Consider the following 19,579-nt stretch of genomic DNA (forward strand, 5'->3'; position numbering starts at 1 on the left):
ATGAAACTAAAGACCACATTGTTCGGCAATGTTTATCAGTTTAAGGATGTTAAAGAGGTGCTGGCAAAAGCCAACGAACTGCGTTCGGGGGATGTGCTGGCAGGGGTAGCTGCAACCAGTTCACAGGAGCGCGTGGCGGCCAAGCAGGTGCTGTCGGAAATGACGGTGGCGGATATCCGCAATAACCCGGTGATTTCCTATGAAGAAGACTGCGTGACGCGTCTGATTCAGGATGACGTCAACGAAACGGCCTATAACCGCATCAAAAACTGGAGCATCAGCGAACTGCGCGAGTACGTGCTGAGCGATGAAACCTCCGTGGATGACATTGCGTTTATGCGCAAAGGGTTAACGTCAGAAGTGGTCGCAGGCGTGGCAAAAATTTGCTCCAACGCGGATCTGATCTACGGCGGTAAGAAAATGCCGGTGATCAAAAAGGCCAACACTACCATTGGTTTGCCGGGCACCTTTAGCTGCCGTTTGCAGCCGAACGATACCCGTGATGACGTGCAGAGTATTGCCGCACAAATCTACGAAGGGCTGTCCTTCGGCGCGGGGGATGCGGTGATCGGCGTTAACCCGGTAACGGATGACGTGGAAAACTTAAGCCGCGTACTGGATACCGTGTACGGCGTCATCGACAAATTCAACATTCCGACCCAGGGCTGCGTACTGGCGCACGTTACCACCCAGATCGAAGCGATTCGCCGCGGCGCGCCGGGCGGGCTGATTTTCCAGAGTATCTGCGGCAGCGAGAAAGGCTTAAAAGAGTTCGGCGTTGAGCTGGCTATGCTGGATGAAGCACGTGCAGTGGGGGCTGAGTTTAACCGCATCGCCGGGGAAAACTGCCTGTACTTCGAAACCGGGCAAGGGTCTGCGCTCTCTGCTGGCGCTAACTTTGGTGCCGATCAGGTGACGATGGAAGCACGTAACTACGGGCTGGCGCGCCACTACGATCCGTTCCTGGTGAACACCGTGGTGGGCTTTATCGGGCCGGAATATCTGTACAACGACCGTCAGATTATTCGCGCGGGTCTGGAAGACCATTTTATGGGCAAGCTGAGCGGCATCTCAATGGGCTGTGACTGCTGCTACACCAACCATGCTGATGCTGACCAGAACCTCAACGAAAACCTGATGATTTTGCTCGCCACCGCTGGCTGCAACTACATCATGGGCATGCCGCTCGGTGACGACATCATGCTCAACTATCAGACCACCGCGTTTCACGATACCGCCACCGTCCGTCAGTTGCTGAATTTACGGCCGTCGCCGGAGTTTGAACGCTGGCTGGAAACCATGGGCATTATGGCAAACGGTCGCCTGACCAAACGGGCGGGCGATCCGTCACTGTTCTTTTGATGACGCGGGGATGACACATGATGGATCAAAAGCAGATTGAAGAAATTGTACGTAGCGTGATGGCATCAATGGGGGAGTCGCAGCCGCAGGCTCAGGCTCAGACGCCGTCAGCACAAGCAAAATGCAGCACCACGCAGTGCGCCGCGCCGACTGGTGAAAGCTGTGCGATGGATTTAGGCTCCGCCGAAGCCAAAGCGTGGATTGGCGTTGAGGATCCGCATCGTGCAGATGTGTTGACCGAACTGCGTCGTAGCACCGCAGCGCGCGTATGTACCGGCCGTGCCGGTCCTCGCCCGCGTACTCAGGCGTTGTTGCGTTTCCTTGCCGACCATTCGCGTTCGAAAGATACGGTCTTAAAAGAAGTGCCGGAAGAGTGGGTAAAAGCTCAGGGGCTGCTGGAAGTGCGCTCGGAAATCAGTGACAAAAATCTGTATCTGACGCGTCCGGATCTGGGGCGTCGTCTGAGTGCGGAAGCCATTGAAGCGCTGAAATCACAGTGTGTAATGAATCCGGATGTACAGGTAATTATCTCTGATGGCCTGTCGACTGATGCTATCACCGCCAACTACGAAGAGATCCTGCCGCCGCTGTTGTCGGGCTTAAAACAGGCCGGATTGAAGGTTGGGACGCCATTCTTTGTTCGCTATGGTCGCGTGAAAATCGAAGATCAGATCGGCGAACTGCTGGGCGCGAAAGCGGTGATCCTGCTGGTTGGGGAACGTCCGGGCCTTGGCCAGTCTGAAAGCCTTTCCTGCTATGCCGTCTATTCGCCGCGTGTGGCGACGACCGTTGAAGCTGACCGTACCTGTATCTCGAACATTCACCAGGGCGGTACGCCACCGGTTGAAGCGGCGGCGGTGATTGTGGATTTGGCCAAGCGCATGCTGGAGCAAAAAGCATCCGGCATCAATATGACCCGTTAAGGAGGCATCATGCCAGCATTAGATTTGATTAGACCTTCAGTCACCGCAATGCGCGTGATTGCCTCGATAAATGACGGTTTTGCCCGTGAACTTAAATTACCGCCACATATACGTAGCCTCGGACTCATCACAGCAGATTCTGATGACGTGGCGTATATTGCTGCAGACGAAGCGACAAAACAGGCAATGGTCGAAGTGGTTTATGGCCGCTCGCTGTATGCCGGCGCGGCGCACAGTCCCTCTCCAACCTCGGGTGAAGTACTGATTATGCTCGGAGGGCCAAACCCGGCCGAAGTTCGCGCAGGTCTGGACGCGATGGTGGCCAATATTGAAAGCGGCGCGGCGTTCCAGTGGGCGAATGACGCAGAAGATACCGCTTTCCTGGCGCACGTGGTTTCGCGTACCGGTTCGTATCTTTCGGCTACCGCAGGATGCCGACTTGGCGATCCGATGGCGTATCTGGTGGCGCCGCCGCTGGAAGCGACATTTGGCATTGATGCTGCGCTGAAATCTGCCGATGTACAACTGGTGACCTACGTCCCACCGCCGTCAGAAACTAACTACTCGGCCGCGTTTTTGACCGGGAGCCAGGCCGCTTGTAAAGCTGCATGTAACGCCTTTGCCGATGCCGTTCTGGATATTGCCCGTAATCCAGTCCAGCGCGCGTAAGAGAGGTTGTGATGATCAATGCACTGGGATTACTGGAAGTGGATGGCATGGTGGCTGCCGTGGATGCGGCAGATGCCATGCTGAAAGCCGCGAATGTGCGTCTGCTTAGCCACGAAGTGCTCGATCCTGGCCGGTTGACGCTGGTGGTGGAAGGCGATCTGGCGGCGTGCCGCGCGGCGCTTGATGCCGGCAGCGCCGCCGCAGCGCGTACGGGCCGTGTTATCAGCCGTAAGGAAATAGGCCGGCCGGACGATGACACCCAGTGGCTGATCGGCGGTTTTAAGCGCCAACCGAAGAAACCAGAACAGAAGCCAGAAGTGAAAGCAGACGTAAAAGCAGAGAAGACGCAGGACGCCCCGTTGACGCCTGAATCCTCTGAGCAACTTCTGACGCTGTTGGCATCGGTCCGTCAAGGAATGACGGCAGGGGAAGTGGCTGCCCATTTTGGCTGGTCACTTGATGAAGCCAGAAAGGCGCTGGAACAGCTCTTTTCTGGCGGAGCGTTGCGTAAACGCAGTAGTCGCTATCGCTTAAAAAACTAACCTGTCGGAGGGCCGGGGGCTTCGTTGAAGCTTCCGGCTTAAAAGATCATGAAAAAGAAACGTACTGCAAACCTGCACCATCTTTATCATGAAGCATTACCCGAAGACGTTAAACTTACGCCGAAAGTGGAGGTGGACAACGTTCACCAACGGCGAACAACGGATGTGTATGAGCATGCGCTGACGATTACCGCATGGCAGCAGATCTACGACCAGCTGCATCCGGGAAAATTTCATGGCGAGTTCACGGAAATCCTGCTCGACGATATTCAGGTGTTCCGTGAATACACCGGACTGGCACTACGTCAGTCGTGTCTTGTCTGGCCGAACTCCTTCTGGTTTGGTATTCCGGCCACGCGCGGCGAACAGGGATTTATTGGCACCCAGTGTCTCGGTAACGCTGAAATTGCCACCCGACCTGGCGGGACGGAATTTGAACTGAGTACACCGGATGACTACACCATTTTGGGTGTCGTAATTTCGCAAGAGGCGATTGCCCGCCAGGCCAACTTCCTCCACAACCCGGAAAGGGTGCTGCATATGCTGCGTAACCAGTCGGCGCTGGAGGTAAAAGAGCAACATAAAGCTGCGCTATGGGGCTTTGTGCAGCAGGCGCTGGCGACATTTAGCGAGAATCCGGAAAACCTCCATCAACCTGCGGTACGCAAAGTGCTGGGCGATAACCTGTTGCTGGCGATGGGCACAATGCTGGAAGAAGCGCAGCCGATAATCACGGCCGAGAGCATCAGCCATCAGAGCTATCGTCGCCTGCTGTCGCGTGCGCGCGAGTATGTGCTGGAAAATATGTCAGAGCCGCTGACCGTACTCGACCTGTGTAATCAACTTCACGTCAGCCGTCGGACGCTGCAAAACGCTTTTCATACGATACTCGGAATTGGTCCGAACGCATGGTTAAAACGTATTCGTTTGAACGCCGTGCGTCGCGAGCTGATAAGCCCATGGTCGCAAAGCGCGACGGTAAAAGATGCCGCCATGCAGTGGGGATTCTGGCATTTGGGGCAGTTTGCCACCGACTACCAGCAATTGTTTGCGGAGAAACCGTCGTTGACGCTACATCAGCGTATGCGCCAGTGGGCGTGATGACACTATTGTGCCGGATGCGACGCTTTGCGTCTTATCCGGCCTACGGGCTGTGCCGTTGTAGTTGTAAGCCTGAAAAGCGTAGGGCTATCAGGCAATTACACCCAGTCGCGGACCTGTATAAACTCGCTAAGGGCGGCTTCCGGGCTGTTCGCTTCCGGCTGCCAGTCATACTCCCAGCGCACCAGCGGCGGCATCGACATCAGAATCGATTCCGTACGCCCGCCGGTCTGTAAACCAAATAACGTGCCGCGATCCCACACCAGATTAAATTCCACATAGCGCCCGCGACGATAGAGCTGGAAATCGCGCTCGCGCTCGCTCCAGCTCATCGCTTTGCGGCGTTCGACGATCGGTAGATACGCTTCGGTGTAACCTTGTCCTACCGCCTGCATAAAGGCGAAACAGTGGTCGAAATCCGGCGTATTCAAATCGTCAAAAAACAACCCGCCGATGCCACGCTGTTCGTTACGATGCTTGAGGAAGAAGTAGTCGTCGCACCACTTCTTGTAACGGGGATAAACGTCATCACCGAACGGTTGGCACAGATCCCGCGCCGTGCGGTGCCAGTGAACTGCATCCTCATCAAAGCCGTAGTAGGGCGTTAAGTCAAAGCCGCCGCCAAACCACCAGACCGGATCAGCGCCCGGTTTTTCCGCGATAAAAAACCGTACATTGGCATGACTGGTCGGAATGTAGGGATTCTGCGGATGCACCACCAGTGAGACGCCCATGGCTTCAAAGCTGCGCCCGGCAAGCTCCGGGCGATGCGCGGTAGCCGAGGCCGGCATTGCCTCGCCGTGGACATGGGAGAAGTTAACGCCCGCTTGCTCGAAAATACCGCCGTTACGTAGCACCCGACTGCGACCGCCGCCGCCCGCTTCGCGCTGCCAGTTATCTTCAACAAACTCAGCGCCATCTACGGCGGATAACTGCTGGCAAATATTATCCTGCAGGCTGAGCAGGAACTGTTTTACGCGCTGTGCATCGGGCTTCATGGTTAACGTTTCTTCGAGTGTGCTTTCTGGTTATCAAACCAGTGGAAATAGCTGATGATGCCATTGGCGATAGCGGTGGCGATTTTCTGGCGAAATGCCGCCGTACCCAGCAGACGTTCTTCTTCCGGGTTGGTAATGAACGAGGTTTCGACCAGTACCGACGGAATTGATGGTGATTTTAACACCACGAAGGCGGCCTGTTCGGTGCTGCGACTGTGCAAACGGTGTACCGGCTTGATCTTCTTAAGAATATGCGAACCTAACGTCAGGCTGTTTTTAATGGTGTCAGTTTGCACCAGATCGAACAGCACCTGCTGCAGCAAATGGTCTTTGTCGGTGGCCTTCTTTCCGGCCACTTCATCGGCCCGGTTCTCACGATCGGACAGATACTTCGCCATGGCGCTACTGGCGCCGCGATTGGATAACGCAAAGACTGAAGCACCTGCCGCGCTTGGGTTGGTAAATCCGTCGGCGTGGATCGACATGAACAGATCGGCACCATGTTTATGGGCGATCTCGACGCGATCGTAAAGCGGAATAAACGTATCGCCGGAGCGGGTCAGGCGTGCATCAATCCCCTGGTTGCGTAGAATCGAGCGCACGTTTTTGGCAATTGCCAGTACCACATGCTTTTCCTTCGAGCCATTGCGACCAATTGCGCCGGTATCAATCCCTCCGTGACCCGGATCAAGAACAACAACGCGCTTAGCGCCGGATTTTTTCGCTTTCGGTTTGCTGTGGCCATTGCTGGTCTTAAGCGCTTCTTCTTTAGCGATGGCTTGCGACATGCCTGACAGCGTCAGGGCGGCCAGCCCGGCTTTCAACACCTGGCGGCGCGATGTGAGTGTTTTTAGTGGTTTAAAAGTGCTCATACGGCCTGAGTTGTAAAAAAAAGGTTCTAAACGTTATATCGTATCGCGTTGTCCGTTGCGACGGATCGGGATAAGAATTGTTTTACTTTTCATTTCAATACGTGACAATTCCGTATTATGCCATTTTTTCCGCCGCTTCGCGTCAGATATTGGCTAAATCAGCCGTTCGCGCCATAATCGCTTTTTAACGTCCTGAAAAGGTAACCAATACCATGGAAATACGCGTTTTTCGCCAGGAAGATTTCGAAGAGGTGATCACCCTCTGGGAGCGCTGTGATTTGCTGCGTCCATGGAACGACCCTGAAATGGACATCGAACGTAAAGTAAATCATGACGTCAGTTTGTTCCTGGTTGCTGAAGTGAACGGCGAGGTGGTCGGTACGGTGATGGGCGGATACGACGGGCATCGCGGCTCGGCCTATTACCTGGGCGTGCATCCTGAGTTTCGCGGCCGCGGCATCGCCAATGCGCTACTGAACCGGCTGGAGAAAAAGCTCATTGCCCGCGGTTGTCCGAAGATTCAAATCATGGTGCGTGACGATAACGACGTTGTACAGGGCATGTATGAGCGTCTGGGTTATGAGCATGCGGATGTACTCAATCTGGGTAAGCGCTTGATCGAAGATGAAGAGTACTGAGTTTCATCCGGCCGACTATGACGGTCATGGGCGTCTGCGCCTGCCTTTTCTGTTCTGGTGCGTACTGCTGTTGCAGGCGCGCACCTGGGTTCTGTTCGTGATTGCCGGTTCTTCACGTGAACAAGGCAACACGTTGCTGAATCTGTTTTATCCCGATCATGACGCATTCTGGTTGGGATTGCTTCCCGGCGTTCCCGCGGTGCTGGCGTTTTTACTCAGCGGGCGACGCTTTGCGTTTCCGGTGATATGGCGCTGGCTGCGCGGATTACTGATCCTCGCTCAGTTGGTGCTGTTGTGCTGGCAGCCGGCGATGTGGCTGGCAGGCGATCCGGTCAACGGCGTCGGGCTGGCGCTGCTGGTAGCGGATATTGTCGCGCTGATTTGGCTATTAACCAATCAACGCCTGCGCGCCTGTTTTTCCTTTGAGAAAGAATGACGGCACTTTTCTTTGAAACCGGACTCCAAGCAACGTTGATAAATAAGGAAGGAAGTGAAATGAAATCACTGCGTTTGACTTTATGCGCGATGCCGCTGCTACTGACCGGGTGTTCAACGTTGTCGTCGGTAAACTGGTCTGCCGCCAATCCGTGGAACTGGTTTGGTTCTTCAACGCAGGTCACTGAGCAGGGCGTCGGCGCGTTAACGGGCGCGACGCCGTTGGATGAAAAAGCCATTGCTGATGCGCTGGACGGTGATTACCGCCTGCGTAGCGGGATGAAGACCGATAACGGTAATGTGGTGCGCTTCTATGAAGCGATGAAAGATGACAAGCTGGTGATGGTCATCAATGGCAGCCAGGGAACCATCAGCAGAATTGATGTATTGGACAGCGCTATCTCGTCCTCCGCGGGTGTTGAAATGGGTACACCGTTTAGTGACCTTTACACTAAAGCTTTCGGTAATTGTCAGAAAGCAACCGGTGATGACAGCGCGGGCGTAGAGTGTAAAGCTGAAGGAAGTCAACATATTAGCTATGTCTTTTCCGGTGAGTGGAGCGGGCCTGAAGGCTTAATGCCGTCTGACGACACGTTGAAAGCATGGAAAGTAAGCAAAATTATCTGGCGGCGTTAATTTGCGTCTGAACAAATCAGCTTGTTAAAAAAACAGGTAGAATAGCGCCCAACAATGCCACGATGTCGTGGCATCTTTTTTTCAGGAGGAACAATGTCTCAGGTTCAGAGTGGCATTTTGCCAGAACATTGCCGTGCGGCGATTTGGATTGAAGCCAATGTTAAAGGCGACGTTGAGGCCCTGCGAGCGGCCAGCAAAATCTTCGCCGATAAGCTGGCGACCTTCGAAGCTAAGTTCCCGGACGCGCATCTGGGCGCGGTTGTCGCTTTCGGCAACAATACCTGGCGTACGCTGAGCGGCGGCGTTGGCGCAGAAGAGTTAAAAGACTTTATCCCTTACGGTAAAGGCCTGGCGCCAGCCACCCAGTATGATGTGCTGATCCATATTCTCTCTTTGCGTCATGATGTGAATTTCTCCGTCGCGCAGGCGGCAATGGAAGCATTTGGCGACTGTATTGAAGTCAAAGAAGAGATCCATGGTTTCCGTTGGGTTGAAGAACGCGATCTCAGCGGCTTTGTTGACGGTACGGAAAACCCGGCAGGCGAAGAAACGCGCCGTGAAGTTGCCGTTATCAAAGATGGCGTGGATGCTGGCGGCAGCTATGTGTTTGTGCAGCGTTGGGAGCATAACCTGAAGCAGCTTAATCGCATGAGTATCCATGACCAGGAAATGATGATTGGTCGTACCAAAGAAGCCAACGAAGAGATCGACGGTGATGACCGTCCGGTCACCTCTCACCTGAGCCGTGTCGATCTGAAGGAAGACGGTAAAGGACTGAAAATTGTGCGCCAGAGCCTGCCATATGGCACCGCCAGCGGCACGCACGGTCTTTACTTCTGCGCCTATTGCGCCCGCCTGCACAACATTGAACAACAGCTGTTGAGCATGTTTGGCGACACAGATGGTAAGCGCGACGCGATGCTGCGTTTCACCAAACCAGTGACCGGGGGCTATTACTTTGCCCCATCGCTGGATCGTTTATTGAGCCTGTAATTTTTGTGCCAGATGGCGGCGTCAGCGCCATCTGGTAAAAAATAGCTATTCCCCAAGCCACACAACGTCTGCCATGTCGATAATGCACCCGCATTGATGCTCTCCCTGGAATATCTCTCCCCAAGTTCAGTGCTATTAACCTGCCAGTTTATTCGTATAACAACAGTATTAAATGCCACTATTTAGAATCAATAAGCTATTAATAACAATTTATTACTTTAAAAATTCTGAATATATCTGAAATAAAACATGATTTAAATGTGATAAAGATCTGATTTTTTCGCGTGATTCATAAAAATAAACCCGCTAATAAGTGTAATTAATTCCTGTATAAATTGATTTAATGTCTTCATTTGTTGACAATTAAAATGACAGTCTTGTAATCTGAAAATGACCGAAAAATAACGGAATTTTTATTTAACTATTTTGCAACAAAAACTCCCTGGAGGTTTTATGTCTACAAAATTATGGGGTGGGCGCTTTGATATGCCTACAAATAAACTGGTTGAATCCTATAACGCGACAATTATGTTGGAACAACGTCTCTGCCCTTTCGATATTCAGGGGAGTATTGCTCATGCCACTATGTTGGGCCGTCAGGGAATTATTACGCAGGATGAAGCGAATAAGATTATTGCTGGCTTAAGGCAAGTAGATAAAGAGATTAAGGAAGGGCAGTTCGTTTTTGATACCGTTGATGAAGATATTCATATGGCGATTGAGAGACGTATGACAGAAATAATTGGTCCTGTTGGCGGGAAGTTACATACAGGCCGAAGTCGTAATGACCAAACGACTGTTGATTCTAAAATGCATATGAGATCAACTATTCGGGAAATTCAGCAGGATATCGTTAATCTGCAAAAAGTTATTATCAGCAAAGCTGAAAATAACATTAATGCGATTATGCCCGGTTATACTCATTTGCAGACCGGGCAGCCCATTCTTCTGTCGCACTGGATAATGGCATATTACTGGATGTTACGCCGTGACTGGACCCGTTTTGAAGACCTTTATCAACGCATGGGGGAATGCCCTTTAGGTTCAGCGGCCCTTGCTGGTACAACTTTCCCCATTGATCGTGATTTCACGGCTCAAGAGCTTGGTTTTGACAAGCCGACTGAGAATAGTATTGATTCTGTCAGCGATCGCGACCATATGGTTGAATTCACTGCTGCAGCGGCTATGTGTTTTATGCATCTTACCCGTTTGTCTGAAGAGCTGGTTTTATTCTCAAGTCAGGATTTTAAATTTATTGAGCTTTCAGATGATTTCTGTACCGGCTCCAGCATTATGCCACAGAAGAAAAATCCCGATGTGGCCGAAAAAATGCGTGGTAAAGGTGGGCGTATGTACGGAAATCTAATGGCGATGCTGACCATCATGAAAGGTATTCCTCTCGCCTACAATACTGATATGAGTGAGGATAAAGAACAGGTCTATGACTCTATGGATACCTTACAGACCAGTCTGAAAATTATGGCGCCGATGCTCGAGAAAATGGTTATTCTCTCAGAGAATACTCGCAGCGCAGCAGCGAGAGGTTTTTCAAACGCGACCGATATGGCTGACTACCTGGTTCGAAAAGGAATCCCTTTCAGGGAAGCTCACCATATTGTTGGCAGTGCTGTTAATTACTGTATAAAACATAGAAAAATGTTGGAAGAACTTACCCTGAATGAATTCCATTCATTTGATGATAAGATTGATAATGATATTTATGAGAGTATATCTCTCGAAGCATGTATTAAATCAAGAATGTCTTATGGTGGAACTGGCACTGACGCTGTTAAAAAACAGATCGAAGTTGCTAAATCATATTTAAACTAATCCTGAGCATAATAATTAATATCTCCCGGATGCAATATCCGGGAGATGCTTAGAGGTGAAAAATGGATGCTTTATTTTTTATACAATTATTAATTGTACTCGCCTGTATTGGTATAGGCGGGCGTTATGGCGGAATGGGGCTTGGTGCTGGTGGAGGACTTGGCGTTGCAATATTAGTTCTGGGCTTTGGACTTAAACCCTCCACACCATCTATTACTGCAATGTTAATTATTATTTGCGTGATTGGCGCTGTCAGCGTATTACAGGCCGCTGGAGGACTTGATTATCTTGTGCGTGTGGCTGAAAAATTACTGCGTAAAAAACCACAGGCTATTACTTTTGTTGCCCCAATATTAACTTCCATATTTACACTATTCTGTGGCACTACTTACGTTGCTTTCTCTTTGTATCCGGTTGTCGCTGAGGTTGCTGCTGAAGCAAAGGTCCGTCCGGAGCGAGCGTTGTCCGCAACGGTTATTGCGGCCAGTGTCGCGGTTGCAGCCAGTCCGATGAGTGCGGCAACCGCGGGGATGCTGGCAATCCTGCATGAATATGCTGGGATTACTCTTGGGCAAATACTGACAATTGCTCTCCCTTCATTCTTTTTGGCTGCCATTGTTACCAGCTTTTCGGTTTATAAACGCGGAAAAGAGCTGGAGGACGATCCGGAATTTCAGAGGAGAGTAGCCGCTGGCGAATATGAGTTCATGCATACTGAGCAGAAAAAAGAATATGTTGCTTCGGCCGGCGCTAAAAAAGGCGTTGTGATCTTTGCGATTGGCGTAGTACTGGTGCTTATTTTAGGTTCTTTTACAGGGTTACTCCCTTCCTGGGATGGAAAAAGACTGTCAACCCCAATGGTTATTCAGATGATTATGTTGACAGCAGCTTTGTTTATTATGATCGTCAGTAAAGTACCAAGCAGTAGCTTGAATAGCGGCTCAGTCTTCCGTGCTGGTTTAATGGGGGTGGTGGCAATCCTTGGCGTTTCATGGATGACTGCGACGTTTTTTGATGCCTATCAGCCAGAATTGATTAAGGTCTTTGGTGGCATTGTAAATGGCGCTCCAATGCTATTTGGTGTGGTTGTATTCTTGTTCTCTCTGGTCATTATGAGTCCTGCGGCGACGGTAGCTGCCATCATGCCACTTGGTGTTACCTTGGGTATACCAGCCCCGTTTCTTATTGCTATTTTTGCCTGTACCTGTGGTGACTTCATTATACCGGGAGCAAATCAAATCGGTTGTGTTGCATTTGACCGAACAGGTACCACAAAGATTGGACGCTTTGTTGTCAACCATAGCTATATTCGTCCGGGCTTTGTCATGGTCATCTCTCAGGTAATTTTTGCTTATCTAATTGCTCAGGTTGTTCTGTAAAGTACGTTCTGTGGAAAACTGCAGTGGCGATATTCAATAATGAGTAATGGGCATCCTCTCTGAGCTCGTTCAGGGGGGATGCCATGAAGAAAAGGTATTACCACAATTAACGAGCTCTCTCGCTCTACATCAGCATTCTGGAAAAAAGGAAGCAAAAAAGGGTTGATGCTACAACAGTAACAAGGCCTGGTAGCATGTAGCTGTGATTAACCACATACTTGCCAATTCGAGTTGTCCCGGTTCGATCAAACGCCACACAGCCGATCTGTGCCCCTCCAGGAATAATGAACGATCCACAAGTAAGCGGGAGCAGGGCGACCAGGGTTTCTGCCGGATATCCCATTAACACGCCAGCGGGGAGTAGCGCTACAGCAGTTGCAGCTGGGCTATAAATTACGGCAGAAAGGCCAAAAACAATAATGCCAAACAATACGGGATTCTGAAAACCGTGGAAGGCAGTGTTAAATAATTCGTGCCATGCCTCAAAGAAGGAGTTCATCATCCATGACAGACCAAATATGGCGACGACACCTACAAGACCTGCTTTAAAAACTGAACCTGAATCTAGTTTTGATGGAGAAATTCGGCACACCATCATAATAATACATGCTGTTGTCAGCATAACTATTTGCAGTGTGGTTGGGATACTCATACGTTCCATTCCGCTACCGTTATTCCACTGTGGACGTAACTCAGGAATTGAACCCATAAGCACCACCAGAATGATACCGGTAAGGAAAATCAGCAATCCTCTCTTCGCTTCTTTTGTCACTATATTGGCGGTTCGCTCTTCAGCTTTTACTGATTCAAACTCACCTTCAGCAACCCTGCGTTGGAATTCCGGATCGTTTTTAAGCTCATGACCTCTCTTAAAGACGAACAGGCAGCCGACAATACAGCCCAGGAACGTTCCGGGAACGGTGACCAACAAGATATCTAAAGCAGAGACATGTAAGCCAGCAAGGACAGCAATTGTCCCTGTAACGACCGCACTGACTGGGCTGGCAATGAGCCCAAAATTGGCAGCGATTACTGACATAGACATGGCCCTTTCTGGCCGTACCCTGGCATCTGCTGCAATTTCAGCAATTACTGGATAAACGGAAAAGGCAACATACCCTGTTCCGCAGATAGCAGTAAAAAGGTAAGCGACAGCTGGGCCGAGAAAAGTGATAGCGCCTGGCCACTTTCTGAGGATCCGTTCTGCCATCGTAACGAATAAATCAAGCCCACCAGCCGCCTGGAGGATTGTGATGCATGTGATAACCGCAAGGATAATAGAAATAACAGTAATAGGAGGTGAGTCGGGGGGGAGCCCAAAACCAAAAGTCAGGATAGCGAGCCCCAACCCGCCAGCAGCCCCGAGGCCAATCCCGCCAAAACGCCCGCCTATACCGATACATATCAGTACTATCGCAAACTGAGTTACGAATAACACCATAATTAATTCCTTTTTATTAACAAATGACCTGATATAATTTGAATAATAGGGGCTATAATCTTACCATAACAGTATATTAAGCAATCTAACTTATTAGATTATTTATACTCATGATTTTTACAGCACTTTAATCAGAGAGTGTTTATGGATAACAAAAACGAACTGTTTGAAAGCATTAAAAATTATCTGCTTGATGATGCTAACCGCAATGCTGATGGGCGCATTGAAACTGAAACTGAACTTGCTGTTCGTTTTAATACATCAAGATATAAAGTTCGTCAGGCGCTCAGTACGCTGGTACAGATGGGAATGCTTGAACGTTCTCCCCGCCGTGGTAGCGTCTTGAAAAATTTGGAACAGCACAATATAAATCACCAGTTGTTAATGCAGTTTGATTTGTCCGGGTTTGATATCACGGAATTTACAGAGGCAAGGATCCTGATTGAGTGTGCGATTATCCCTCTGGCAACGCGTAGAATCTTCCCGGCAATGCTCTCCAAACTTGAAAATGAGCTAAGGCTTATTGAAGAAAATGCGGATAACCCCCTGGTGGCCGATCGTCACGATAGAGATTTTCATTTGCTCTTGCTACAGGCGAGTGGCAATCGAGTGCTGCAGGTTTTCTCAGATGTCCTGATTACTTATTTTGAGAAAACAAGGGAGTCGTTACCTGCGAACGATCGTCAGTATTTTCTTGATACGGCGACAAAGCAGAGGGAAATACTGCTTCATATTAAGAAAGGGGACGCGCAGATGGCGTCGGAGTTGATGAGAGCACATTTGCTGGAAAAACGGCTGTAAATCTTCTGATAACGTAGTCAGAACATGTTTGCTGTTGGGTCCCCGCATCGTCGGGGATTTTTTTACCTGAGATTAACCTGATTTAGTGAGCTATTCCTCAGCACTAATTTGTTATTGCTGTATCTTCTGCGTGAATGAAGTGAACGCTTCATATTCAAAAGGAGAATATTGAAATGGGAAAACTCACGGGCAAAACAGCATTGATTACGGGCGCATCTCAGGGTATTGGCGAAGGGATTGCCAGAACGTTTGCCCGCCATGGCGCGAACTTAATCCTGCTGGATATCTCCGATGAGATTGAAAAACTGGCGGATGAATTGGCTGGGCGTGGACACCGTTGCACAGCCGTTCATGCTGACGTCAGAGATTTTGCGTCGGTAGCGGAAGCGGTAAAACGCGCGAAGAAAATCGAAGGCAAAATCGATATTCTGGTCAACAATGCGGGCGTCTGTCGCCTCGGCAACTTCCTTGATATGAGCGATGAAGATCGCGATTTCCACATTGATATTAACATTAAAGGCGTCTGGAACGTGACGAAAGCCGTTCTGCCGGAGATGATTGCGCGCAAAGACGGGCGCATCGTGATGATGTCATCTGTGACTGGAGATATGGTTGCCGATCCGGGCGAAACGGCTTATGCGTTGTCGAAAGCCGCAATTATCGGTTTGACCAAATCCCTGGCGGTCGAATACGCGCAGTCCGGCATTCGCGTGAATGCCATTTGCCCGGGCTACGTTCGTACGCCGATGGCGGAAAACATCGCTCGTCAGTCTAATCCGCAGGATCCGGAATCCGTATTAGTCGAAATGGCGAAAGCTATTCCGATGCGCCGTTTGGCCTGCCCGCTTGAGGTCGGCGAACTGGCGGCGTTCCTGGCATCGGATGAGTCCAGTTATTTAACTGGCACGCAAAACGTGATTGATGGCGGCAGCACTTTGCCTGAAAGCGTAAGCGTCGGCGTCTGATTGATGCCGGTCTCCTCCCCATGTGCTGGGGAGGAGGTACCCCTTATTCTCTTTTCAACTTTCAAATCATCAAACGGTATATAAAACCGTTACTCCTTTAGCACTGGTTATAAATATGATGACCATAAGAAAGTCATTTAATTTATAAGGGTGCGCAATGGCCGTTAACTTACTGAAAAAAAGAACCCTGACGCTGGCAGCAATGCTGTTGCTGGTGGGTCAGGCGCAGGCAACGGAACTGCTGAACAGTTCATACGATGTTTCCCGCGAACTGTTTGCCGCCCTTAACCCGCCGTTCGAACAGCAATGGGCGAAGGATAACGGCGGTGACAAACTGACGATTAAACAATCTCATGCCGGGTCATCAAAACAGGCGCTGGCGATTCTGCAGGGACTGAAAGCCGATGTGGTGACCTATAACCAGGTGACCGACGTACAGATCCTGCATGACAAGGGCAAACTGATCCCCGCCGACTGGCAAAGCCGTCTACCGAATAACAGTTCGCCATTCTATTCCACCATGGCGTTTTTGGTGCGTAAGGGTAACCCAAAAAATATCCACGAATGGAGCGACCTTGTTCGCCCGGACGTGAAGCTGATTTTCCCGAATCCGAAAACCTCCGGGAACGCGCGTTATACCTATCTGGCAGCGTGGGGCGCGGCAGATAAAGCGGATGGGGGCGATAAAGCCAAAACCGAACAGTTTATGACCCAGTTTCTGAAGAACGTGGAAGTGTTTGATACCGGTGGTCGCGGCGCAACGACCACCTTTGTTGAACGCGGTCTGGGTGATGTGCTGATCACGTTTGAATCGGAAGTGAATAACATCCGTAAACAGTATGAAGACCAGGGCTTCGAAGTCGTGGTGCCGAAGGTCAACATTCTGGCGGAGTTCCCGGTGGCCTGGGTAGATAAAAATGTGCAAGCCAACGGTACTGAAAAAGCGGCAAAGGCGTACCTGAACTGGCTGTACAGCCCGCAGGCGCAGACCATCATCACGGATTACTACTACCGGGTGAATAACCCGCAGGTGATGGACAAGCTGAAAGACAAATTCCCGCAGACCGAGTTGTTCCGCGTGGAAGACAAGTTTGGCTCGTGGCCTGAGGTAATGAAAACGCACTTTGTCAGCGGCGGTGAGCTGGACAAACTGTTGGCGGCGGGGCGTAAGTAAATGTTTGCTGTTTCTTCCCGACGCGTGCTGCCCGGCTTTACCTTAAGCCTGGGCACCAGCTTACTGTTTGTCTGCCTGATATTGCTGCTGCCGCTCAGCGCGCTGGTGATGCAATTGGCGCAAATGAGCTGGGCGCAATACTGGGATGTAATTACCAATCCGCAGGTGGTAGCGGCTTATAAAGTGACGCTGCTGTCAGCGTTTGTGGCATCGATTTTTAACGGCGTGTTTGGTTTGCTGATGGCGTGGATCTTAACCCGCTATCGCTTTCCTGGCCGTACGCTGCTGGATGCGTTAATGGATCTGCCGTTTGCGCTGCCTACGGCTGTGGCAGGCCTGACGCTGGCATCGCTGTTTTCAGTCAACGGTTTCTACGGCGAGTGGCTGGCGAAGCTGGATATTAAGGTGACCTACACCTGGCTCGGCATCGCAGTGGCGATGGCGTTTACCAGCATTCCGTTCGTGGTGCGTACTGTACAGCCGGTTCTGGAAGAGTTAGGCCCGGAATATGAAGAGGCGGCGGAAACGCTCGGCGCCACCCGCTGGCAGAGCTTTCGTAAAGTGGTGCTGCCGGAGTTGTCTCCCGCGCTGGTGGCGGGCGTTGCGCTGTCGTTTACCCGAAGCCTCGGTGAGTTTGGCGCGGTTATCTTTATCGCCGGGAACATCGCATGGAAAACGGAAGTGACCTCGCTGATGATTTTTGTTCGCTTGCAGGAGTTTGACTACCCAGCAGCCAGCGCGATTGCTTCTGTGATCCTCGGGGCGTCGTTGCTGCTGCTGTTTTCAATTAACACCCTGCAAAGTCGCTTTGGTCGACGCGTGGTAGGTCACTGATGGCAGACATTACCCAATTGAAACGCTATGGCGCACCCCGCATCAACTGGGGTAAATGGTTTTTGATCGGCACGGGCATGCTGGTCTCCGCCTTTATTTTGCTGGTGCCGATGATTTATATCTTCGTGCAGGCGTTCAGCAAGGGGTTGATGCCGGTATTAAATAACCTGGCTGACCCGGACATGCTGCATGCCATCTGGCTGACGGTACTGATTGCGCTGATTGCGGTGCCGGTGAACCTGGTGTTTGGTGTGTTGCTGGCCTGGCTGGTGACTCGCTTCAACTTCCCCGGCCGTCAGCTGTTGCTGACGCTACTGGACATTCCATTTGCCGTTTCGCCGGTGGTCGCCGGTCTGGTCTATCTGCTGTTTTACGGCTCTAACGGTCCGCTTGGTGGATGGCTGGATGAGCACAACCTGCAAATTATGTTTGCCTGGCCGGGGATGGTACTGGTGACGGTATTCGTGACCTGTCCGTTTGTGGTGCGCGAACTGGTGCCGGTGATGTTAAGCCAGGGCAGCAATGAAGATGAAGCGGCTGTGTTGCTGGGCGCGTCCGGCTGGCAGATGTTCCGACGCGTTACGCTGCCAAATATTCGTTGGGCATTGCTGTACGGCGTGGTGTTGACCAACGCGCGTGCGATTGGCGAGTTTGGCGCGGTGTCGGTGGTTTCCGGCTCGATTCGGGGCGAAACCTTGTCGCTGCCGCTACAGATTGAATTACTGGAGCAGGACTACAACACGGTCGGCTCCTTTACCGCCGCGGCGCTATTAACGCTGATGGCGATTATTACCCTGTTTTTGAAGAGCATGTTGCAATGGCGTCTGGAGAACCAGGAGAAACGCGCGCAGCAGGAGGAAAACCATGAGCATTGAGATTGCCAATATTAAGAAGTCTTTTGGTCGCACCCAGGTGCTGAACGATATCTCGCTGGATATTCCTTCAGGTCAGATGGTCGCGCTGCTGGGGCCATCCGGCTCGGGAAAAACCACGCTGCTGCGCATTATTGCCGGACTGGAGCATCAGTCCAGCGGGCATATCCGTTTTCACGGTACCGACGTCAGCCGATTGCACGCCCGCGACCGTAAGGTGGGGTTCGTGTTCCAGCACTATGCGCTGTTTCGTCATATGACCGTTTTCGACAACATCGCTTTTGGCCTGACGGTCCTGCCACGGCGTGAGCGCCCGAATGCGGCGGCCATCAAAGCAAAAGTGACTAAACTGCTGGAAATGGTTCAGTTGGCTCATCTGGCGGACCGTTTCCCGGCACAGCTTTCCGGCGGGCAAAAGCAGCGTGTGGCGTTGGCGCGTGCGCTGGCGGTAGAGCCACAGATCCTGCTGCTCGACGAGCCGTTTGGCGCGCTCGATGCTCAGGTGCGTAAAGAGCTGCGTCGCTGGCTGCGCCAGTTGCATGAAGAGCTGAAGTTTACCAGCGTGTTTGTGACCCACGATCAGGAAGAAGCGACGGAAGTTGCAGACCGCGTGGTGGTGATGAGTCAGGGCCATATCGAACAGGCCGATGCGCCGGATCAGGTATGGCGCGAACCGGCTACTCGTTTCGTCCTGGAATTTATGGGTGAGGTTAACCGCCTGCAGGGGACGATTCGCGGTGGACAGTTCCACGTGGGCGCACATCGCTGGCCGTTGGGCTACACGCCAGGCTATCAGGGACCGGTGGATCTGTTCCTGCGCCCGTGGGAAGTGGATGTCAGCCGTCGTACCAGCCTGGATTCGCCATTGCCGGTACAGGTGCTGGAAGCCAGCCCGAAAGGACACTACACCCAATTAGTTGTGCAACCACTGGGGTGGTATAACGAACCGTTGACGGTGGTCATGCAGGGCAATAATTCCCCGAGCCGCGGCGAACGTTTGTTCGTTGGACTGCAAAATGCGCGTCTGTATAACGGCGACCAGCGTATTGAAACGCGTGAAGAGGAACTTGCCCTGGCGCAATCTGCCTGATAGGTTAATTTGCATAGTTATCGC

Annotated in this window: 20 protein-coding genes; 17 read left to right on the forward strand and 3 right to left on the reverse strand. The window is 51.4% G+C overall.

Annotated features, from left to right (window positions below; genetic code table 11):
* The 5 genes from eutB to eutR are packed head-to-tail and all read left to right on the forward strand — an operon-like array spanning position 1 to position 4,597.
* Complete coding sequence (eutB, locus tag WHR59_RS06690; RefSeq protein ID WP_005121914.1) at positions 1–1,362, forward strand: ethanolamine ammonia-lyase subunit alpha; 1,362 nt, start codon at positions 1–3, stop codon at positions 1,360–1,362.
* Positions 1,363–1,382: 20 nt separating this feature from the next.
* Positions 1,383–2,285, forward strand: coding sequence for an ethanolamine ammonia-lyase subunit EutC (eutC, locus tag WHR59_RS06695; protein ID WP_043017963.1), 903 nt, complete (start codon positions 1,383–1,385; stop codon positions 2,283–2,285).
* Between the two features lie 9 nt (positions 2,286–2,294).
* Positions 2,295–2,954, forward strand: a complete 660-nt coding sequence (gene eutL / locus WHR59_RS06700) for an ethanolamine utilization microcompartment protein EutL (RefSeq protein WP_047409614.1) — start codon at positions 2,295–2,297, stop codon at positions 2,952–2,954.
* Between the two features lie 11 nt (positions 2,955–2,965).
* Positions 2,966–3,496, forward strand: a complete 531-nt coding sequence (gene eutK, locus WHR59_RS06705; RefSeq protein WP_047409617.1) for an ethanolamine utilization microcompartment protein EutK — start codon at positions 2,966–2,968, stop codon at positions 3,494–3,496.
* A gap of 48 nt (positions 3,497–3,544) precedes the next feature.
* Positions 3,545–4,597: an HTH-type transcriptional regulator EutR gene (eutR, locus tag WHR59_RS06710; protein ID WP_043017145.1), complete on the forward strand. Its 1,053-nt coding sequence runs from the start codon at positions 3,545–3,547 to the stop codon at positions 4,595–4,597.
* Between the two features lie 98 nt (positions 4,598–4,695).
* Here the strand turns inward: eutR and hemF are convergent, their stop codons facing one another.
* On the reverse strand, positions 4,696–5,595 hold the full coding sequence (gene hemF / locus WHR59_RS06715) for an oxygen-dependent coproporphyrinogen oxidase (protein WP_043017144.1): 900 nt from the start codon (positions 5,593–5,595) through the stop codon (positions 4,696–4,698).
* A gap of 2 nt (positions 5,596–5,597) precedes the next feature.
* The gene (amiA, locus tag WHR59_RS06720) at positions 5,598–6,467 is read right to left on the reverse strand and encodes an N-acetylmuramoyl-L-alanine amidase AmiA (protein ID WP_003038046.1); all 870 of its coding nucleotides are present in this window, start codon (positions 6,465–6,467) and stop codon (positions 5,598–5,600) included.
* Between the two features lie 212 nt (positions 6,468–6,679).
* Here amiA and WHR59_RS06725 point away from each other — a divergent pair, with 212 nt between their 5' ends.
* The 6 genes from WHR59_RS06725 (at position 6,680) to WHR59_RS06750 (ending at position 12,378) form a co-directional block, all read left to right on the forward strand.
* Positions 6,680–7,105, forward strand: coding sequence for a GNAT family acetyltransferase (locus WHR59_RS06725; protein ID WP_003038048.1), 426 nt, complete (start codon positions 6,680–6,682; stop codon positions 7,103–7,105).
* The gene (locus tag WHR59_RS06730) at positions 7,092–7,541 is read left to right on the forward strand and encodes a DUF2919 domain-containing protein (protein WP_047409620.1); all 450 of its coding nucleotides are present in this window, start codon (positions 7,092–7,094) and stop codon (positions 7,539–7,541) included. The genes WHR59_RS06725 and WHR59_RS06730 overlap by 14 nt, the downstream gene beginning before the upstream one ends.
* A 59-nt stretch (positions 7,542–7,600) precedes the next feature.
* Positions 7,601–8,176, forward strand: a complete 576-nt coding sequence (locus WHR59_RS06735) for an RpoE-regulated lipoprotein (protein WP_338843750.1) — start codon at positions 7,601–7,603, stop codon at positions 8,174–8,176.
* A gap of 93 nt (positions 8,177–8,269) precedes the next feature.
* Positions 8,270–9,169, forward strand: coding sequence for a porphyrinogen peroxidase (gene yfeX, locus WHR59_RS06740; RefSeq protein ID WP_047409623.1), 900 nt, complete (start codon positions 8,270–8,272; stop codon positions 9,167–9,169).
* Positions 9,170–9,622: 453 nt separating this feature from the next.
* Positions 9,623–10,999, forward strand: a complete 1,377-nt coding sequence (gene argH, locus WHR59_RS06745; RefSeq protein ID WP_087050906.1) for an argininosuccinate lyase — start codon at positions 9,623–9,625, stop codon at positions 10,997–10,999.
* Between the two features lie 62 nt (positions 11,000–11,061).
* A complete protein-coding gene (locus WHR59_RS06750; protein ID WP_043017139.1) occupies positions 11,062–12,378 on the forward strand; it encodes an anaerobic C4-dicarboxylate transporter family protein in 1,317 nt (438 codons plus the stop codon).
* 124 nt (positions 12,379–12,502) lie between these two features.
* Here the strand turns inward: WHR59_RS06750 and WHR59_RS06755 are convergent, their stop codons facing one another.
* Positions 12,503–13,819: an anaerobic C4-dicarboxylate transporter family protein gene (locus WHR59_RS06755; protein ID WP_043017138.1), complete on the reverse strand. Its 1,317-nt coding sequence runs from the start codon at positions 13,817–13,819 to the stop codon at positions 12,503–12,505.
* Between the two features lie 144 nt (positions 13,820–13,963).
* On the opposite strand from WHR59_RS06755, the gene WHR59_RS06760 reads away from it, so the two are divergent.
* The 6 genes from WHR59_RS06760 (at position 13,964) to cysA (ending at position 19,555) form a co-directional block, all read left to right on the forward strand.
* Positions 13,964–14,620: a FadR/GntR family transcriptional regulator gene (locus WHR59_RS06760; protein WP_043017137.1), complete on the forward strand. Its 657-nt coding sequence runs from the start codon at positions 13,964–13,966 to the stop codon at positions 14,618–14,620.
* A 173-nt stretch (positions 14,621–14,793) separates the two neighbouring features.
* The gene (gene ucpA / locus WHR59_RS06765; RefSeq protein ID WP_047409642.1) at positions 14,794–15,585 is read left to right on the forward strand and encodes an SDR family oxidoreductase UcpA; all 792 of its coding nucleotides are present in this window, start codon (positions 14,794–14,796) and stop codon (positions 15,583–15,585) included.
* Between the two features lie 157 nt (positions 15,586–15,742).
* Positions 15,743–16,759: a thiosulfate/sulfate ABC transporter substrate-binding protein CysP gene (gene cysP, locus WHR59_RS06770; RefSeq protein WP_043017135.1), complete on the forward strand. Its 1,017-nt coding sequence runs from the start codon at positions 15,743–15,745 to the stop codon at positions 16,757–16,759.
* A complete protein-coding gene (gene cysT, locus WHR59_RS06775) occupies positions 16,760–17,593 on the forward strand; it encodes a sulfate/thiosulfate ABC transporter permease CysT (RefSeq protein WP_003038061.1) in 834 nt (277 codons plus the stop codon).
* Positions 17,593–18,468, forward strand: a complete 876-nt coding sequence (gene cysW / locus WHR59_RS06780; RefSeq protein ID WP_043017134.1) for a sulfate/thiosulfate ABC transporter permease CysW — start codon at positions 17,593–17,595, stop codon at positions 18,466–18,468. Before cysT ends, cysW begins: the two co-directional genes overlap by 1 nt.
* Positions 18,458–19,555, forward strand: coding sequence for a sulfate/thiosulfate ABC transporter ATP-binding protein CysA (gene cysA / locus WHR59_RS06785; RefSeq protein ID WP_338843751.1), 1,098 nt, complete (start codon positions 18,458–18,460; stop codon positions 19,553–19,555). The genes cysW and cysA overlap by 11 nt, the downstream gene beginning before the upstream one ends.
* The last annotated feature ends 24 nt before the right edge of the window (positions 19,556–19,579 follow it).

Source organism: Citrobacter europaeus (genome assembly GCF_037482245.1).
In the GTDB taxonomy this organism is placed as follows: Bacteria; Pseudomonadota; Gammaproteobacteria; order Enterobacterales; family Enterobacteriaceae; genus Citrobacter; species Citrobacter europaeus.

Coding starts and splice junctions, on each gene's coding strand:
- eutB (WP_005121914.1), top strand. CDS start 1: ATGAAACTAAAGACCACATTGTTCGGCAATGTTTATCAGTTTAAGGAT.
- eutC (WP_043017963.1), top strand. CDS start 1,383: ATGGATCAAAAGCAGATTGAAGAAATTGTACGTAGCGTGATGGCATCA.
- eutL (WP_047409614.1), top strand. CDS start 2,295: ATGCCAGCATTAGATTTGATTAGACCTTCAGTCACCGCAATGCGCGTG.
- eutK (WP_047409617.1), top strand. CDS start 2,966: ATGATCAATGCACTGGGATTACTGGAAGTGGATGGCATGGTGGCTGCC.
- eutR (WP_043017145.1), top strand. CDS start 3,545: ATGAAAAAGAAACGTACTGCAAACCTGCACCATCTTTATCATGAAGCA.
- hemF (WP_043017144.1), bottom strand. CDS start 5,595: ATGAAGCCCGATGCACAGCGCGTAAAACAGTTCCTGCTCAGCCTGCAG.
- amiA (WP_003038046.1), bottom strand. CDS start 6,467: ATGAGCACTTTTAAACCACTAAAAACACTCACATCGCGCCGCCAGGTG.
- WHR59_RS06725 (WP_003038048.1), top strand. CDS start 6,680: ATGGAAATACGCGTTTTTCGCCAGGAAGATTTCGAAGAGGTGATCACC.
- WHR59_RS06730 (WP_047409620.1), top strand. CDS start 7,092: ATGAAGAGTACTGAGTTTCATCCGGCCGACTATGACGGTCATGGGCGT.
- WHR59_RS06735 (WP_338843750.1), top strand. CDS start 7,601: ATGAAATCACTGCGTTTGACTTTATGCGCGATGCCGCTGCTACTGACC.
- yfeX (WP_047409623.1), top strand. CDS start 8,270: ATGTCTCAGGTTCAGAGTGGCATTTTGCCAGAACATTGCCGTGCGGCG.
- argH (WP_087050906.1), top strand. CDS start 9,623: ATGTCTACAAAATTATGGGGTGGGCGCTTTGATATGCCTACAAATAAA.
- WHR59_RS06750 (WP_043017139.1), top strand. CDS start 11,062: ATGGATGCTTTATTTTTTATACAATTATTAATTGTACTCGCCTGTATT.
- WHR59_RS06755 (WP_043017138.1), bottom strand. CDS start 13,819: ATGGTGTTATTCGTAACTCAGTTTGCGATAGTACTGATATGTATCGGT.
- WHR59_RS06760 (WP_043017137.1), top strand. CDS start 13,964: ATGGATAACAAAAACGAACTGTTTGAAAGCATTAAAAATTATCTGCTT.
- ucpA (WP_047409642.1), top strand. CDS start 14,794: ATGGGAAAACTCACGGGCAAAACAGCATTGATTACGGGCGCATCTCAG.
- cysP (WP_043017135.1), top strand. CDS start 15,743: ATGGCCGTTAACTTACTGAAAAAAAGAACCCTGACGCTGGCAGCAATG.
- cysT (WP_003038061.1), top strand. CDS start 16,760: ATGTTTGCTGTTTCTTCCCGACGCGTGCTGCCCGGCTTTACCTTAAGC.
- cysW (WP_043017134.1), top strand. CDS start 17,593: ATGGCAGACATTACCCAATTGAAACGCTATGGCGCACCCCGCATCAAC.
- cysA (WP_338843751.1), top strand. CDS start 18,458: ATGAGCATTGAGATTGCCAATATTAAGAAGTCTTTTGGTCGCACCCAG.